The 15,535-nt window shown below is 46.2% G+C and carries 14 protein-coding genes; 5 read left to right on the forward strand and 9 right to left on the reverse strand.

Annotated features, from left to right (window positions below; translation table 11 throughout):
- Positions 1-179: 179 nt before the first annotated feature.
- Positions 180-1,013, forward strand: a complete 834-nt coding sequence (locus AC1XUF_RS31025; RefSeq protein ID WP_483345766.1) for a hypothetical protein — start codon at positions 180-182, stop codon at positions 1,011-1,013.
- 7 nt (positions 1,014-1,020) lie between these two features.
- On the opposite strand, the gene AC1XUF_RS31030 is transcribed toward AC1XUF_RS31025, so the two are convergent.
- The 3 genes from AC1XUF_RS31030 to AC1XUF_RS31040 all read right to left on the reverse strand — a co-directional run bounded on the left by AC1XUF_RS31030 (position 1,021) and on the right by AC1XUF_RS31040 (position 3,745).
- Positions 1,021-1,473 (reverse strand): DUF1569 domain-containing protein, encoded by a 453-nt coding sequence (locus AC1XUF_RS31030; RefSeq protein ID WP_483345767.1) that lies wholly within the window; start codon positions 1,471-1,473, stop codon positions 1,021-1,023.
- 93 nt (positions 1,474-1,566) lie between these two features.
- On the reverse strand, positions 1,567-2,577 hold the full coding sequence (locus AC1XUF_RS31035) for a T9SS type A sorting domain-containing protein (RefSeq protein ID WP_483345768.1): 1,011 nt from the start codon (positions 2,575-2,577) through the stop codon (positions 1,567-1,569).
- 67 nt (positions 2,578-2,644) lie between these two features.
- Positions 2,645-3,745, reverse strand: a complete 1,101-nt coding sequence (locus tag AC1XUF_RS31040; RefSeq protein ID WP_483345769.1) for a tail fiber domain-containing protein — start codon at positions 3,743-3,745, stop codon at positions 2,645-2,647.
- A gap of 221 nt (positions 3,746-3,966) precedes the next feature.
- On the opposite strand from AC1XUF_RS31040, the gene AC1XUF_RS31045 reads away from it, so the two are divergent.
- Positions 3,967-4,326 carry a hypothetical protein gene (locus tag AC1XUF_RS31045; protein WP_483345770.1) on the forward strand — a complete coding sequence of 120 codons (360 nt, stop codon included), beginning with the start codon at positions 3,967-3,969 and terminating at the stop codon, positions 4,324-4,326.
- A 19-nt stretch (positions 4,327-4,345) separates the two neighbouring features.
- Here AC1XUF_RS31045 and AC1XUF_RS31050 read toward each other — a convergent pair whose 3' ends face one another.
- The 5 genes from AC1XUF_RS31050 to AC1XUF_RS31070 all read right to left on the reverse strand — a co-directional run bounded on the left by AC1XUF_RS31050 (position 4,346) and on the right by AC1XUF_RS31070 (position 9,356).
- Entirely contained in the window at positions 4,346-4,798 is a 453-nt protein-coding gene (locus AC1XUF_RS31050) for a GNAT family N-acetyltransferase (protein ID WP_483345771.1), read from the reverse strand.
- 54 nt (positions 4,799-4,852) lie between these two features.
- Complete coding sequence (locus AC1XUF_RS31055; protein ID WP_483345772.1) at positions 4,853-6,148, reverse strand: MFS transporter; 1,296 nt, start codon at positions 6,146-6,148, stop codon at positions 4,853-4,855.
- Positions 6,149-6,153: 5 nt separating this feature from the next.
- A complete protein-coding gene (locus AC1XUF_RS31060) occupies positions 6,154-6,789 on the reverse strand; it encodes a bifunctional 4-hydroxy-2-oxoglutarate aldolase/2-dehydro-3-deoxy-phosphogluconate aldolase (protein WP_483345834.1) in 636 nt (211 codons plus the stop codon).
- Positions 6,790-6,968: 179 nt separating this feature from the next.
- Positions 6,969-8,210 carry a mandelate racemase/muconate lactonizing enzyme family protein gene (locus tag AC1XUF_RS31065; protein ID WP_483345773.1) on the reverse strand — a complete coding sequence of 414 codons (1,242 nt, stop codon included), beginning with the start codon at positions 8,208-8,210 and terminating at the stop codon, positions 6,969-6,971.
- 108 nt (positions 8,211-8,318) lie between these two features.
- On the reverse strand, positions 8,319-9,356 hold the full coding sequence (locus AC1XUF_RS31070) for a LacI family DNA-binding transcriptional regulator (protein ID WP_483345774.1): 1,038 nt from the start codon (positions 9,354-9,356) through the stop codon (positions 8,319-8,321).
- Between the two features lie 587 nt (positions 9,357-9,943).
- On the opposite strand from AC1XUF_RS31070, the gene AC1XUF_RS31075 reads away from it, so the two are divergent.
- The 3 genes from AC1XUF_RS31075 (at position 9,944) to AC1XUF_RS31085 (ending at position 12,331) form a co-directional block, all read left to right on the forward strand.
- A complete protein-coding gene (locus tag AC1XUF_RS31075) occupies positions 9,944-11,098 on the forward strand; it encodes a sensor histidine kinase (protein ID WP_483345775.1) in 1,155 nt (384 codons plus the stop codon).
- A gap of 14 nt (positions 11,099-11,112) precedes the next feature.
- Positions 11,113-11,883 carry a LytR/AlgR family response regulator transcription factor gene (locus AC1XUF_RS31080; protein WP_483345776.1) on the forward strand — a complete coding sequence of 257 codons (771 nt, stop codon included), beginning with the start codon at positions 11,113-11,115 and terminating at the stop codon, positions 11,881-11,883.
- Between the two features lie 136 nt (positions 11,884-12,019).
- Positions 12,020-12,331: a hypothetical protein gene (locus AC1XUF_RS31085; protein WP_483345777.1), complete on the forward strand. Its 312-nt coding sequence runs from the start codon at positions 12,020-12,022 to the stop codon at positions 12,329-12,331.
- A gap of 113 nt (positions 12,332-12,444) precedes the next feature.
- Here AC1XUF_RS31085 and AC1XUF_RS31090 read toward each other — a convergent pair whose 3' ends face one another.
- Positions 12,445-15,528 carry an efflux RND transporter permease subunit gene (locus tag AC1XUF_RS31090; protein ID WP_483345778.1) on the reverse strand — a complete coding sequence of 1,028 codons (3,084 nt, stop codon included), beginning with the start codon at positions 15,526-15,528 and terminating at the stop codon, positions 12,445-12,447.
- Positions 15,529-15,535: the final 7 nt, after the last annotated feature.

A 15,535-nucleotide genomic window follows, 5' to 3' on the forward strand; every position in this document is an offset into this window, starting at 1 on the left:
GTTTCTATTTAAACGACTTTCATGGACGTGGGTGAATTCCCCCAATTCATTTAAGTTTTGTTATAGGTGTCAGAAACAATCCAGTAAATCATAACTCTGGGGATAACGCTCATGTAACCTTTTGTATATCAATTTTATATTTCTATCTTGCTTACTGTTACCTCTAACCGAAACCTGATGTGAAAAAACTACTCTGCCTCTTTACTTTCCTCACCATCGTATCCTGTGAAAAGGACAATAGCCCTGCACCTTCCCCGGACCCATTGGTGCTTGCAAAACATCAGGCCCCCTTTGGAGCCACTACCGTTGACGTTAAACTAAAAAAAATCACTCTGGATAACATCATGAGTGTGGAATACACCTACGATGGTGACTTTCTTAGTCAGCAGAACAGGTACGACAAAACCTGGGTTATACTCTACCAAAGTGGTATTTTCAAAAGAAGCAATAATTTTAATGAGTCCTACGAAGTCGTTTCCACGTATGATTCGCTGACTTCTCCGCTCAAGCCATTTTTTTCTCTGAGCTTTACGGCCCCTAGAAATGATTCTCTCCGCTTTGTGACCGACGAAAAATTTGGGGATAATGTAAAGTTTTACAGGACGTTCGCTTTTGACAAAGAAGGTTTTATATCGCGGCAAGAAGTTGTACAAAATGACCCAAACGCGCTCTCGTACAAGATCAGCTATATCCGGAATGCGCAGCACAACATAACAGAAACAAGACTGAAAGATATGCATGACCCCACTGCTGTCGAACGTGTGGAATATTCCTACGATGCAAACCCTAATCCTTTTTTCAAACTGGGTATGGACTGGAACGGGGATATCTCTGTCAGTTCTTTAAGTGTGAACAACATTACAAAGAAAACAACGATGGGGCCTAACGGACCGCTGAATACGACTTATTATGAATACGAATACCTACCCAACGGGTACCCCTCGAAAGTAAAGGTCAGTGTGGTTGATCCCATTTACTTGCCCTATGTGTATAGTTTAAGCTTTGAATATTGATCGTTAATTAAACCCCGAACTGTGCGAGGTGATGTTCCAGATGCTTATAGAACATTACGTTCCACTCATCCCTTGTCAATTTACCGAACGAAAGCGATTCTTTGCCGTCAAAATGGTCTGCTCCCAGTTCAACGGTTTTATTCAAATAACCGATCAGGCGTTTTTTTTCTGTTTCAAAATCCCTTTCAGTAGTAATTAGAAAAGCAGGGGCAGTTTGAGAGTTTTTTTTATAAGGCTTGTCGCCACATACGGTATCTTTAACAAACAATTTCAAAATAAACCTCATGAAAGCATTCGGCTTTTTGTGCTTATCCTCAAAGGCCATCTCGTAAGCCACATTCAGGTGCGCGAGCATTTGCGGGGCACTCATTTTGCCCCAAAGAGGCCTGGTTGCGGGATTCAAATGTTCAATTCTGCTGATTAACGCTTGTGTTGTTTCAGGAAGGAAAATATTCTCCATGTCGTCGCTGCTTTTTGGTGAGTCGGATGAATGAATACCCAAAATAGCGATAAATAAGGATATTTTGTTCCTTAAGAGAAGTGGAATAAACGGCTACTTTTTGACGATGCTACAAGTTTTTGTCATCCCGTTTCTAAATACCATTTTGATGAGATAGATATCAGCCGGGAGCCCCCCAAGGTCAAATTCCCTTAATTCTGTGGAATACTGAATGAACGGAGGCACAATGACCATCTGACCGGCCGTGTTGTAAACGCCGATTGTTTTTACCTGCTCCCAATCAGCATTCTTAATCGACACCTTATCAATTACAGGATTAGGATAAGACACAAAATCGTCTGGTGATTGAAAATCAACTGAAATAATCCTGCTATATGTAAATGTATTGTCCGAATCAACCAGCCTAATCCTGTAAAAATTACTTCCTTGAGCCGGATGCGTATGTTCGAAGTGATATGTATTTAGAGAGCTGCTTTGTCCGGCTGACTTTATCTTGCCGATGGAAAGCCAATTCTTTGCGTCTGTGCTATGCTGTATTTCAAAGAAATCACTGTTAATTTCAGATGAAGTCATCCAGGTCAAATTTGCACTCAGCTCCACTTGCTCTACCGAAAACGCCACAAGGGTTACCGGTAAGGTATTCTCGATACTGGTGGCAGTCACTTTAAGCATATCCTGAGTATAAATGAGCGGGAAGAACAGTGACACAAAGTGGTTGGCAGGATCAACCTCGCTTCCTGTTGTGGTCACATAGTGCGCATCCTTGTTAAAATAGGCTAGTTGCAAAGTTGCTTCATTATTACCATTCAACTCCGAAGGGTGATATACAACCCCTATTTTACCAAATATATTGATCGGCTCATTGAAGGTGTAAACTCTTTTGATACTGCTCAGAGGAGAACCCTGTATAGGATCCGGCGAAACCGTCATCAATTTATTACTGAGCTCTGTTGTGTTGTTCGCGGGGTTTATTACCAATCCATCAATATAAACAGTGGTCGATCCATTTATATAAAAAATATCCCCAGTTTTAAATTGTGCCGTAGCCTTCTGTGGTCCGAAAAGCGCAGAAAATAACAGCAATAGTACCGGATATCTTTTCATGACCCGAGTGAATAGTATTGTTTGTGGTGAATGCTCCCTTTTCTTCCCGTCGGCTTCCTGAGTATTTTTAATACTTATCCGCATTTGTCAAGAAGTAGGTTTTTCTTTTTCTATTCAACAATCGCGGTGCAGATTGGCCCAGTTCCGATTTCAACTGTGCAATTTGCTTCACAAGCATTTCATTCAACCGGGATAGTTCATCCGTTCTCTTAACCAGTGCTTGAATCGCAATAAAATTGATACCGTCGAAGTCTGCCTGATTAATAGTTGTATCATTACCAATAGTTCCGACACCATCTTTCCCAAATGCGTGATGAAAATCCTGCGCCATGGGGCCGTAATGACGAAATAGAGAAGAATCCTGATCCTTGTAATTCCACGAGGTCAGCTCAAATGCACTTATTTTTCTTAAAAATTCTTCCCCGTCAACCTTTCTGAAATTTTCTTTTTTGTTTCGGTCAGATATAATGTTCCAGGAATTGCCACCCGGCGAAAGACTCACGCCATTAAGGGAATTGGAAGTGAATAAAGAATATCCACCTGTGAAACGCATGGTCATTGAATTGTCTGCTCCACCCGAAACCTGATCACCGAATGCAAACGCTCCTTTTTTATTACTTACTGAATTCGTGCCGATTACCACAGAGTTGTTTGCACCAGAGTTGTTTCCATATCCAATTGCAACAGAGTTATCACCAGTGGCCTGACTGGACTTTCCTTGTGCAAAAGAAGCATAGCCAAGCGCCTGGGATTCCACACCGGCAGCCAGGGAAGCTTCACCGCTTGCCACTGTCTTTTCTCCAATCGCCGTCGAAGCCGTACCAAGGGCAACGACCTGATAACCGGAGCCAAATGAATAGTATCCCATCAGGGACGGAGTAGCAACATACTGGTCCATTACGGAGTTACGTCCACCAATAGACCTGAAAGCACACCGTTGCGAAATCCATTTCACGTAAAAACTCAATGGCTTGTCCTGAATATAGTAAGGATCATTGGTTAAGGTGGGTGCTATCAGCAAGGAAGTCCCAAGAATGGAACCATTTTCAACATGCAATTTTTCAGTAGGGCTGATTGTACCTACCCCTACTTGCGCCAATGAGCTCGTCAACGCAAAACAGTAAAACAGCGGCGGCATGATCCGCATCTTAAAAATTCTGACAAACATATTAAAGAAATGGTATGGTTTAATGCGTGCTCATATTTCAATCCGGGAATCTTATGGTAGTTTCCGATAGGGATTATTAACTGTCCTCACAAGCCGCGAAAATGTTAATTATGAGCCATGCAAATATTGTCTTAGCAATATTTGCATGAGAAAATAATGACCCAGTGGACATTCTTAATTATTAAAAGGTTTTATTAAGCAATTAAACTTTCCGCGTAGCTATGGCCACTCTTAAAAATCTATCTCGCAATTTGGTGTGGACGGCCTATCTAGCGACATTGTCCTGTCAGCAAAAGGAACCGGTGGCGGATTGTGGCTGTGGAGGAAAGTCATTTAGACAAATCAGGGAGGTAGCTGCGAGTTACGTAGGAAACGGTGGCTTTGTTTTGTTCGAAACCAGCGATACAACAAGCAAAACATGGGCTTATGCCTGTGAGGCCGACTCAGCCTGGCAGAAAAGCAAAGCGATGACCAGTCGCGACTATATCGTCACCGGTGAACTGAAATCGACGTGCTACACAGGCGAGAGTCTGGTAGCCATTCCACCATTTTTGAAAGTTGTTTCAATCCGGAAAAAATAAAGGGGTATCTCCATTTTTTCTAAAGCAATTTCTTTTCAAAGCAAACACTGTTCTCAACTCCGATGTATTGTCCATAATTCGGGGTTACCGAATAGCCATTTTTATGGTAGAGGGCTACTGCCTCGGTTTGCCGGCTTCCCGTTTCCAATACACAACGTTTAGCACCCAATTCAACGGCCCAGGTTTCAAGTTCCTTCAACATTTTCGAAGCTACTCCTTTGTTCCTCCCTTCGGCCGACACAAACATGCGCTTCACCTCCATTGCATCATCCCCGAAAGGTTTCAGTGCGCCACATCCAATTGGTTTTCCATCCTTGTAAAAAACCACAACATGTTTGATCTTGTCGATCTTATTATATTGGGAATAAAAAGCATGTTCAGCCCCATCAGTAATGGCCAGATAAGCGTCCAGTGCGCTTACCAGGGAGACAAAATCAGGATTTTCAGAGTCGGTTCTGACCAAGGTATTCATATTAGTAAAACATTGTTTCCTTCACTTGAAGGAAGAGATGAATGGAGAAATCTTTTAACGCAGCTCATCCAGCTCCACAACTTTCTGGGTTTTGGTCAGCAAATGGATGATCAGCCACGCAACCAGATAGGTGCATCCGCAAATCGTGAAAATGATATTATACCCTCCTTCCAGATTTCCGGCTGCTTTGTAAGTATCCAGCAGGCTTCCGATCAGGATCGGGAAGAGGATCCCTCCTACTGCCCCGGCCATTCCCCCAATACCTACCACGGAACTTACGGCTTGCTTGGGAAATAAATCCGAAGGCAAAGTAAACACATTGGTAGCCCAGGCCTGGTGCAACGCCACCGCAAAACTAATCAGCCCTACGGCGATCCAAACATCCCCGGCGAACTGGATCAGGATGACAGACAATTCCAGGGATGCGAAAGCCAGTAATACCGACTTTCTTGCCTTCAGAGTCGGCCAGCCCTTTTTTATTAACCAAGACGAAAGGTACCCCCCGCCGATGCTCCCTAGTGTCGTAGCCGTGTAAATCAGCATTAATTCCAGACTTGGCTTTTTGAGGTCAAGATGAAACGTGGAAGCAAAATAGGAAGGCAGCCAAAATAGAAAGAACCAATAAATGGGATCAATAAGGCCCTTTCCAGTAATGTAAGCCCACGTCTGCGGAAATGTAAAAAGCTTGATCCATTGCACAGGCTGCTTTTCGGCGTCGTTTTCGTCCTGATCCTGACCGCTTGTAATGTAATGCAGTTCTTCCTTACTCAGCCGCTTTTGCTTTGCGGGAACGTCATAAAACACGACCCAGAAAATAAGCCAAACAAAACCCAGGGCACCCGTTATCCAAAAGACTTCCTGCCAGCCATAACTGACAAGAATCCAGGGGACGAGGATCAGCGCGACGACTACTCCAATGCTCGTACCCGCGTTAAACAGGCCAGTTGCGAGGGCACGTTCTTTTTTCGGAAACCATTCTGCCACGGTCTTCACTGCGGCAGGATAGTTACCGGCCTCCCCCAACCCGAGGCCCACCCTCGCCAGTCCAAATCCAAAAGCACTTCTGGCAATCGCATGCAGCATTCCGGCCACACTCCAGAACACAATGGTAAACGAATAGCCCGCTTTCGTGCCAATCTTGTCAATCAGCCACCCAAAAACCAGAAGCCCCAGCGCATAAGCCGCAGTAAAAGCCATGACAATACGCGCAAAATCCGTTTCCGTCCAGGTAAACTCTTTCTCAAGGATAGGCTTCAGCAAGCCTATGATCTGGCGGTCGAGGTAATTAATGGTAGTGGCGGCAAACAGCAGAAGAACGATAATCCAACGGTAATTTTTTGTCTTGCCCATGCTGCCTAAGAAAGTTTTTGAACGAATTGCAGGAAATGGTTTTTCAGGCCCTCCCAGTCCTTATCCTGGATTAATTGCTTGTCAAAAAGTTGCCCGCCAATACCCAGCCCGTCTGCGCCCGCCCGCAGAAAAGCTGACATGTTCTCGAGGCCTACCCCACCGGTCGGAAGCAGTTTCAGCTGGTTCATGGGTGCTTTTAAGTCTTTAATATATGCTGGGCCAAGCGAGGTCGCCGGATAAATCTTTACCATGGTTGCACCCATTGTCCAGGCATTGTAAATCTCAGTGGGCGTGAACGCGCCGGGAAAAATCGGAATATTTTTCTTCACACAGGCCTTAATGACTTCTTTAGCGACCACCGGCGTCACAATGAATTGCGCACCGGCCTCCAGCGCAGCATCCAGATCGTCCTTTGTACAAACGGTCCCTGCCCCGATGTTCAGGCCTTCGCTTTCGTTCTCAATGGCGTAACGGATTATTTCAGTAGCACCAGCGGTGTTCATGGTGATTTCCACTGTAGTGAGGCCCGACTCCCGGAAAATCGGAAGGATTTGTTTGACGTCGTCTAAGGTCACGTTCCTTATAATACCCACCAAAGGCGCCTTTTTAAAAAGTGCTTCCGAAAATTTCGCTTTACTCATCATTCGTTTTATTCAGTGTTTGGTTTTGATGTTCAAATATGTGGAAATGTGCCGTTTTACTGCTCTTCCACGAGTTCAGATGAAAACTGGGTTGCTCTGGAGGATTGTCCCATCTTTCTGTCGTTTGAAAGGCATTTTCAGATTTGCCTAAATCCAGGAACAGGAAAATGGTGCTGGACCTACCAGTTATGAATGGATCCGTCGGGCGCTTTCAGGATAGGATGCGGGAATTTTGTTTTTTCTTTGATCTCCATCACAAACGTAGCTTTCTTGGGATCGAATTTCACCCCGAGGCCCGGAGCGTCGTTCAAGTACAGCTTTCCATTCTTGAAATTGATAAAATCTTCATTGAAATAAGGCGGGCGTTCCGGTTCTCCTCCGCCCAGCTCCATCATAGCCCGCGCCGGGCTGCTCGATCCGAGCACATGTACCAGTGCTGCGGTAGACAACGGACCCGTAAAATGCGGTATCATGCCCACGTAGTGCGTTTCGCAGATGGAAGCCAGCTTTTTAAATTCGCCTATCCCGCCTGTATTTGGCAATGTGAAACGTGTGTAATCGATCCAACGCTTTTCGATAAACTCATTGGCATCCCGGCGGTCGCCAAATTGCTCTCCAACCGCGATAGGTACTTTGGTCATAGAACGCACCGTCTGGTAAACAGAAGGGTTCTCGGACCGAATGATATCTTCCACAAAGTACGGCTCTAATGTTTCCAGTGCGGAGCAGATCTTTATCCCGTCCGTTAAATCAAAGCGGGTATGCAAGTCGATCGCCCATTTTCCTCCGCCGCCTACCGCCTGGTCGATCCTTTTACAAAACTCCACGGTCTTCTTCACATTCTCGTAAAAATCAAACGGTTCCTCGCCGCTGCCACCTGTCGGGCCGATACGGTAACACCTTAACCCTGCCTCCATACAATCGCGGGCACGTTCCTCTTCGGTTTTGGCTTTACTGGCCCTGAACCCGGTCGCATAACATTCCACATAATCGCGGGTTGCACCGCCCAGGAGTTCATACACCGGAACATTCAGGGCTTTGCCCTTGATGTCCCACAAAGCCATTTCCAAGGCGCCCAGTGCATGCAGCTTTTCACGTCCCGGCGGATAAAACATGCCCCGGTACACATTCTGCCAAATGTGCTCAATGCGAAATGGGTCTTCACCGATCATCATCTGGGCACATTGTTCGATCATATCTATCGAGCCGCCTTCGCCAATCCCAATGATCCCTCCGTCTGTTTCAATCTCTACAATACCCCTGGCCTGATTGAACAGTGGTTTATTATATCCAGGCGCAGCATAGTAGCGTATTTTGGTGATTTTCATTTTTGAAGCCGCTTCCAATTGCCGGAAAGGGAAACCTGCAGCAATTGCGGTAGTTCCCAGTAAAGCCGATTTGATAAAGTTCCTTCTTTCCATATGAATGGGTAGTTCTTGGGGGACATTCTAAATAAGTGAGCGAGTATCTTAACCAAAATCTCTCTACATCGATTTATACTTTAATCGATTAAGCATTTTTTTAGCAAATTATTTTTCCAGCCGCTGCGTCTTGGCCATCGACGAATCCCTGGCTATGAGCTTGGCTTCCATTAAGATTTGCTTCATCCCTTCAGTGGGGTTTTTGAGCCTTTTTATCAAGTATTCAACGGCTGTTTTCCCAAGCATTTCCAATGGCTGACGCATGTAAGTAATCGGACAATAGTACAGGTCAAATACTTCCGCCTGTCCAAAACTGACAATCGCGAGGTCGGAAGGTACCTTGAGGCGTAATTCATTAATGTATCTCAAACCGTTGATCGCCAGACCGTATGTGGCGAAAATGATCGCATCCACTTTCTGTTCCGGCGCCCGTATCTCATCGATTGCGGTTTTCACTTCTTTGTCCATGGTCTCAAACCGGACTTCCTTCAGCCAGTTAGGATCAAATACAATGCCGCTGTCCGTCAGTGCGTGCTTGTAACCACGTATACGCTCCTCCATATGGTACATGGTGGACTTATACGCCATCAACGCAATCCGTTTGTAACCTCCACGGATCAGATGGAGCCCGGCATCGTACGATGCCTTGTAATTGTTCGTCGCCACGAAATCCGTCTGTATGTCCGGAAAATGCCTGTCCAGCAGCACGAACGGAATATTTCTTTCTTTAAGGTAAATGACCTGATTTTCGGAACCTTCGGAGGAAACAATGATAAAACCGTCCACCTGGCGGTTGATCAGGACATTCAGGAGGTCCCAGGATTTATCAGCACTTTCGTCGCAACTTCCAATAATCACCGTGTAGCCGTTTCGCTTTGCCTCGTCTTCCACCACCCGCGCTATGTTTGCAAAAAACGGATTGGATATATCGGCGATAACCAACCCTATCGTGAATGTTCTACCGCTCCGGAGACTTTTAGCCAGGTGGTTGGGCTGGTAGTTTAGCTCTCTGGCTATTTCTCTGATTTTTTTTGCGATCGCTTCACCAACCCGGGTTTCCTTTTCCTTGCCGTTCAACACGTAGCTTACCAGTGCGGTAGATACTCCTGCTATCTGGGCGATATCCTTCAGAGATGTTTTTTTCACTTTCCGCCTGCTTAACATTGTGTAAAGCCCCGGACGGTTTGTCAGGGGGTATGGAGTTGTGCTACCTTCATGGCTTTACCATTGTCCGCCGAATTTCTCACCTGCCAGTTCGATTGTTCGTAATCGGTTCCTGGCCGCCTCTTTTCATTGACAGCCATGTCGTTACCCGGCACTGCATTCACCTACAGATAACCAGCCCAACCTCCTCGCTACCATTTTTCCTGGGAGCCTCAGACAATTTTAGAATGGCTATAAGGTATATATTTTCGTTCATGAAATGATCGGTCAGACCCCCGAAATTTTCTTTTTTGAAATCCGACGGTTCGCTGGTATTGCCCAACGCACTAAAAGCGTCTTGCTGATAAGAATGTAACCCACCAAACGAGAAAGTTTTATTTCACTTAATCTTTACATTTTCCTCGAATAGGCAGATACTTCCTTTACCTTGAACAAATCACTTCGAAAGCTAAGCAGCTATTCCGGATAACCATCACAACGTTTCATACTAGCCTGCCTGGGATTGCGGCCAAAGCGCACTAGTTTTATATCATCCAAATAGCAAGAACGTTTTTCCCTACAAGCGCTCCATGAACTTCCTGAGACGACTTTTAGACCAGTCTAAGCTGCCGCTTTCGGAAAAGGAATTCTGGCGCTACTCATTTTGCTATTGGGGTATCTTCGCCATCATTACGCTTTGGCAGCTCACTATGCTGTGGCTCCTGCGCGAAGGTTATGTCATGCGCTACCACGAAACGTTCATCTGGCTGCTGGACGGGCTTTTCTGGTGGTCTACTACACCGCTGATCCTGTATGCTTCGCTTAAAATTCCCGTTGTTTTCAGACTGCGCACCACTTCATTGATGAAGCCTGTCCTTTACCATTTGCTCATTGTTACGTTCCTGAACATTTTTATCAATTCTGTTCACTATTACATTACCAATCCGCTGATGTTCTGGGCCATTGGCCGATCTATCCCACTCGAGAGCTATCTTTTTTCTTTCTATTTTGGTTTTACGGGAAGCTATGCACAGTACATGCTGCTGGTGGTAGGCTTTAACAAAGTTTCGTACATATACCGCTATCAGGCATTGAAACAACAGCACTTCGAAACCGAGCTGAGCAACGAACAGCTGCGCGGCCAGTTGGCCAACGCACAGCTTCAATCCTTGAAAATGCAGCTTAACCCACATTTTCTTTTCAATACCCTGCACGCAGTCGTGAGCTTGATCCTGAAAAACGACATCCGGAAGGCTACTGTCATGATCACCACCCTGAGTGACCTGCTGAGGGCCGTGCTGGTGAACCAGAAGGCCGACTTCATTCCATTGCAGGAAGAGCTGAAACTGACCAGGCAATACCTGGACATTCAGCAGGTCCGTTTTCAGGATAAGCTTAAAGTTGAGTACCAGATCGATCCGGCATCCGAACTCTATCCGGTACCGCAGCTCATCTTGCAGCCTTTGGTCGAAAATTCAATTACCCATGGCATCTCCGACCTGACCACTAATGCGCTGATCAGGATCACGAGCACCATGAGTTCCTCGGGGCTGGAAATCAGGGTGATAGACAATGGCTTGGGTGTTAATCAGCGCAGGCAGTCGCGTGGGATGGGATTGGGGTTGAAAAACACAAGCCAAAGACTCAGACAAGCCTATGGTGAACGGGCAGTTCTGCATTTCGAACAGCCGGCCCAGGGAGGGACCATTGTAACTTTAAATTTTGGAGGGCAGCCAAAAAAATAAAAATGCCAAACCTTATGAAACATTGCTGTCTGGTCATTGACGACGAAATGCTGGCACGGGATGTCATCCGCACGTTTCTGAGACACGATCATTCTATCGACATCGTGGACGAAGCCGCCAATGGATCGGAAGCCGTTGTCAAAATATTGCAGCACAGGCCGGATATCATCTTCCTGGACATTCAAATGCCGGAGCTCGATGGGTTCGAGGTACTGAAGGAAGTATGGCCCTACCATCAGCCGTTTGTTGTATTCACAACTGCATTCGACCAGTATGCATTACGCGCTTTTGAAGTAAACGCAATCGATTACCTGCTCAAACCTTTCGACGAAATCCGTTTCCATCAATCACTTGGAAGACTGAAAGAACGGTTAAGCCAACAATCCCAGCCCAGGATTCAAGATTTGGTCAATAACCTGCTGAAAGAGGCCCACCAGAAAGAAGAAAACTATTTGCACCGGATCCTCGTCAAAGAAGCAGGAAAAATGTACCTGGTCAAAACAGACGATGTCAGCCATTTCTCAGCGGACGGCAACTATATTTCGGTTTATACTAAACAAAAAACGTACACCATTTATGAGAGCCTTAGCAGCCTGGAAAGCCGCCTTGACCCGGCAATCATGATCCGTGTAGGGCGTTCCAGCATTGTAAATATGAATTATATAACTGAGTTGGAAACCTACTTCAATGGTGAATACATCATCCACCTTTCGACCGGCGAAAAGGTTAAATGGACCCGGGGCTATCGCGATAACATCAAGGCCTTCCTCACCAAAATGGGATAGCTGACCTGTTTCACTGGCATAATATCACGTTTCAAATAACAAAATACTCAACTCAAATATTTGAGGTTGTATTTCAACGGTCTGGGTTTGAAATTTGTCACCGTTATGATATTACCTAATCTCATCATCGTTAGCCATGTTCTTCAAACCTCTAAAACAAAATCGAACAGCCATTCCTGTTTTCGCTCTACTCACGCTTACTCTCCTTTATGCCGGCAGCAAATTTTACAAAGCACCACGTCAGTCCTCTCATAGGGCCAGTGAAGAAACGGTTCCGGCATACCCGGTGAGCACGAAATGGCGATACGACGAAATGGCCCACAAGCTTGTGATGGAATGCCCGGCCACCAGCGAAGAATTGAATACCCGTTTTGCTTCAGGTCTTGGAAAGGCGCTCCACCACGTATCCCGTCAGATCGCTGGCGATAATCAAGTCATTGAATTATAGGGCCTGAATTAAAAAAGCCAGAGGCTCGACAGGTATCACAGTTCGGCAGATTTTCAACCTGGACTGTGATATCATCGCGCCTCTGGCTATAAGCCTTCTCCTGTCAGCGATAATCAATACTGTAGCTCCGCCACTTCGTCTGCCACTGCCTTTGTCTCGACTGCAGGCGGCAGGAGCTTGTACATCACCGGAGTAACCAGCCTGGAAAGCAACGTCGAACTGATCAGACCGCCAATGAGCACCAGGGCCAGTGGAGAATACAAAGCGCTGTATTCGATGACCAGAGGGAGTAACCCTCCTATCGCCGTCAGCGACGTCAGTAAAATCGGCACAAACCTGATTTCACCCGCTTCTATGATCGCCTCCTCGATTCCTTTGCCCTGCTCGCGCAGCTGATTGGTAAAATCGACCACCAGAAGTGAATTTTTTACCTCGATACCGACCAATGCAATGAAACCGATCGTCGCGGTAAATGAAAGTGTTTCACCTGTCAGATAAAGCATCGCCAACCCGCCCACAATGCCCAGCGGGATCACAGATAGGACGATCAGAATACTTTTGAAGGTTTTGAATTCCAGGATCAGGACACCGAGAAAACCGAATATCGTGACTAGTATAATCAACCCCAATCCGCCGAAGCTTTCCTGCTGGCTTTCTTTTTCACCTGCAACCGTAAAAGTCTGTCCTTTTTCAAATTTGAAATTGTTCAGCTTTTGGGTGATCTGGTCGTTGAGACGCTGCACATTGTAGTCGGGCTTTACAAATGCCGACACCGTGACGTACCTGTCTTTGTCGTAGTGACGGATTTGGTTAGGTGAACTTTCCATTTCAATAGTCGCTATATTTTTCAATGGAATACTTGCGCCACTCGCCGAGGGAACATATAATTTGTCAAAAACACCATAATCCTGAATAGCCGCATTTCTCGCAACCGAAACATTCACGTCGTAATTATCCGCTTTACCGACGTCTTCCCGGTAAGTTGCAACGTTCAATCCGGCAGCGCCCAATCGCACCGTACGATCGATGTCCGCAGATGAAATACCCAGGGCACCCGCTTTTTCCTTGTTTACCTTGACACGAAGGTCTGTGGGCTGTACAAGCAAAGGGTTATTTACATAAATAGTGCCCTCTGTTTTCGCCAGCAGGTCGGCCACACGGAAAGCTGTTTTTCTCAGATCATCCAGGTCTTCCCCGTAAATACGATAAGCCAGAGGCGCTTCGATCAACGGGCCTTGTTCAAAATCCTTTACCTTGATCTCCGCACCCGGGTAACGTTCCAGCTTTTTCCTGAGTCTTTCGATTACCTCCACCTTCTCTTCTGTTTCAAGGCCTTCGACCTGAACAAAGATCTCCGCAAAGTTTTCACTTTCATTTCTTTGTATGACATTGTAGTAAATCCTGGGATTTCCTTTTCCCACATTGGTCGAGAAAGAGGTGATCAATGGTTCCTGTTTCAATACACCCTCTACATACCTGGCGACCTGATTGGTTTTTTTCAGGTTTGTTCCCTGCGGCGTTTCGATGTCCACCAGGAACATCGGCTTTTCCGATTTCGGGAAAAGACTGTTTCCAATCAACGGGACCAGTGCCAGTGAGCCGCCGAATATCAGTGCGGCAACCAGCAAAGTCACCACCGGCCTTTTCAGCGCTTTATCGAGCAGGCTTCCATAAGTGGTGTGGATGATTTTCTTCATTCCCCTCAGCAGGAAATTCCCTTCTTCGCTCATATGGGGCTTCAAAATGACGCTGGAGAGAAATGGCACAACCGTGAGCGAAACCAGCATGGAGGCAAACACCGTGGTGATGACTGAAAGGGGTAAGCTGCGGATAAAATCACCTGCGCCTTCGGGCAAAAAAACCAAGGGCAGAAAAGCAAAGATCAGCAGGATCGTGCAGCCCACCACGGCGAGCCCGATTTGGGACGAAGCTTTGATCGAAGCCTCAATGCGGCCATAACCCATCCTCAGGTAACGCTCAATGTTCTCAACGACTACAATACTGTCGTCGACCAGGATACCTAATGCAACAATCATCCCCACAATGCTAAGCTGATTGATATTGTACCCAAAAAGGTTCATGAGTGTCAGACCAATGGCAAGAGATAATGGAATGGAGATCATGACCACGACCGATGCGCGTGTGCCCAGGGGCAGAAGTGTCAGCAAAACCAATAAAATCGCGATTCCAAAATCCCTCGCAAAATGCGATAACCGGGTATCGACGCTTTTGGCCTGGTCAAAAATTTTCACCAGTTCAATATTGGAAGGCAACTCTTTTTTGAATTTCTCGACAATCGGATCTACCTGGCCCTGCACCGCAATGATGTTTTCGCCTTCTTTCTGGCTTACATTCACAAAGCTGCAACGGTAACCGTTCAGCCTGGTGATGTGTGTTTCATCTTCATAGCCCAGCTTCACATCAGCCACGTCCTTGAGGTACACGACTTTGCCGCCGGAGGTCGACACGATGGTATTGGAGACCTCGTCTAGTGTACGGTAGTTCCCGCTGGTTTTGATATTCAGCTTTTTAGTAGCCATGCTGATGCTTCCGCCGGGAATATTCACGTTTTCGCTCTGTAATGCACGAATCACCTGATCCTGTGTCAGCTTTTGCTGGGCTATTTTCTGCAGGTTCAGGTTCACTTTAACCTGCCTTTCCGGGATACCTGAATACTCAACTTTTTTCAGGGTTTTGACTTTTTCCAGCTGTTCTTTAAAAGCCTTGGAATACTTTTTCAATTGTGCATAAGTGGCATTTTCGCTGATCAATGCATATTGATAAATGCTCACATCGGATGGGATCTGTTTGTTGATACGGATGTCGGCGATGTCAGCCGGAAGCTGGGAACGCAGACTGTTGATCTCACGTACCACTTCCTGGTACTTATCGTCGGGGTCGGAGCTGTACTTGTATTGGATCTGCATCACCGCCAGGCCATCACGAATGTCTGTGATGAGGTGTTTCATATCGTCCAGCTCGTTCATCTTTTTCTCCATGGGGTCCACCACCAGTTGCTCCATATCTTTCGGACTTGTTCCCGGATAGATCACAATGACGGTAAATTGCGGGGGATGAATGTCGGGGTCCTCGCTACGGGGCATTGTAAACAGGGAATAGATGCCTAATGCAAGCACGGCCAGGAAGACGACCAGCGTAAACTGGTAATTTTTGACTGCGAATTCAGGTAATTTCATGATTTCG

It is taken from the genome of Dyadobacter sp. HNCC25DJ185, assembly GCF_056895195.1.

Bases quoted from the DNA above. Each gene is read 5' to 3' on its own strand.
- AC1XUF_RS31030 (WP_483345767.1), bottom strand. From the start codon at position 1,473: ATGGAGAATATTTTCCTTCCTGAAACAACACAAGCGTTAATCAGCAGA.
- AC1XUF_RS31075 (WP_483345775.1), top strand. From the start codon at position 9,944: ATGAACTTCCTGAGACGACTTTTAGACCAGTCTAAGCTGCCGCTTTCG.
- AC1XUF_RS31050 (WP_483345771.1), bottom strand. From the start codon at position 4,798: ATGAATACCTTGGTCAGAACCGACTCTGAAAATCCTGATTTTGTCTCC.
- AC1XUF_RS31040 (WP_483345769.1), bottom strand. From the start codon at position 3,745: ATGTTTGTCAGAATTTTTAAGATGCGGATCATGCCGCCGCTGTTTTAC.
- AC1XUF_RS31080 (WP_483345776.1), top strand. From the start codon at position 11,113: ATGAAACATTGCTGTCTGGTCATTGACGACGAAATGCTGGCACGGGAT.
- AC1XUF_RS31085 (WP_483345777.1), top strand. From the start codon at position 12,020: ATGTTCTTCAAACCTCTAAAACAAAATCGAACAGCCATTCCTGTTTTC.
- AC1XUF_RS31045 (WP_483345770.1), top strand. From the start codon at position 3,967: ATGGCCACTCTTAAAAATCTATCTCGCAATTTGGTGTGGACGGCCTAT.
- AC1XUF_RS31055 (WP_483345772.1), bottom strand. From the start codon at position 6,148: ATGGGCAAGACAAAAAATTACCGTTGGATTATCGTTCTTCTGCTGTTT.
- AC1XUF_RS31065 (WP_483345773.1), bottom strand. From the start codon at position 8,210: ATGGAAAGAAGGAACTTTATCAAATCGGCTTTACTGGGAACTACCGCA.
- AC1XUF_RS31090 (WP_483345778.1), bottom strand. From the start codon at position 15,528: ATGAAATTACCTGAATTCGCAGTCAAAAATTACCAGTTTACGCTGGTC.
- AC1XUF_RS31035 (WP_483345768.1), bottom strand. From the start codon at position 2,577: ATGAAAAGATATCCGGTACTATTGCTGTTATTTTCTGCGCTTTTCGGA.
- AC1XUF_RS31060 (WP_483345834.1), bottom strand. From the start codon at position 6,789: ATGAGTAAAGCGAAATTTTCGGAAGCACTTTTTAAAAAGGCGCCTTTG.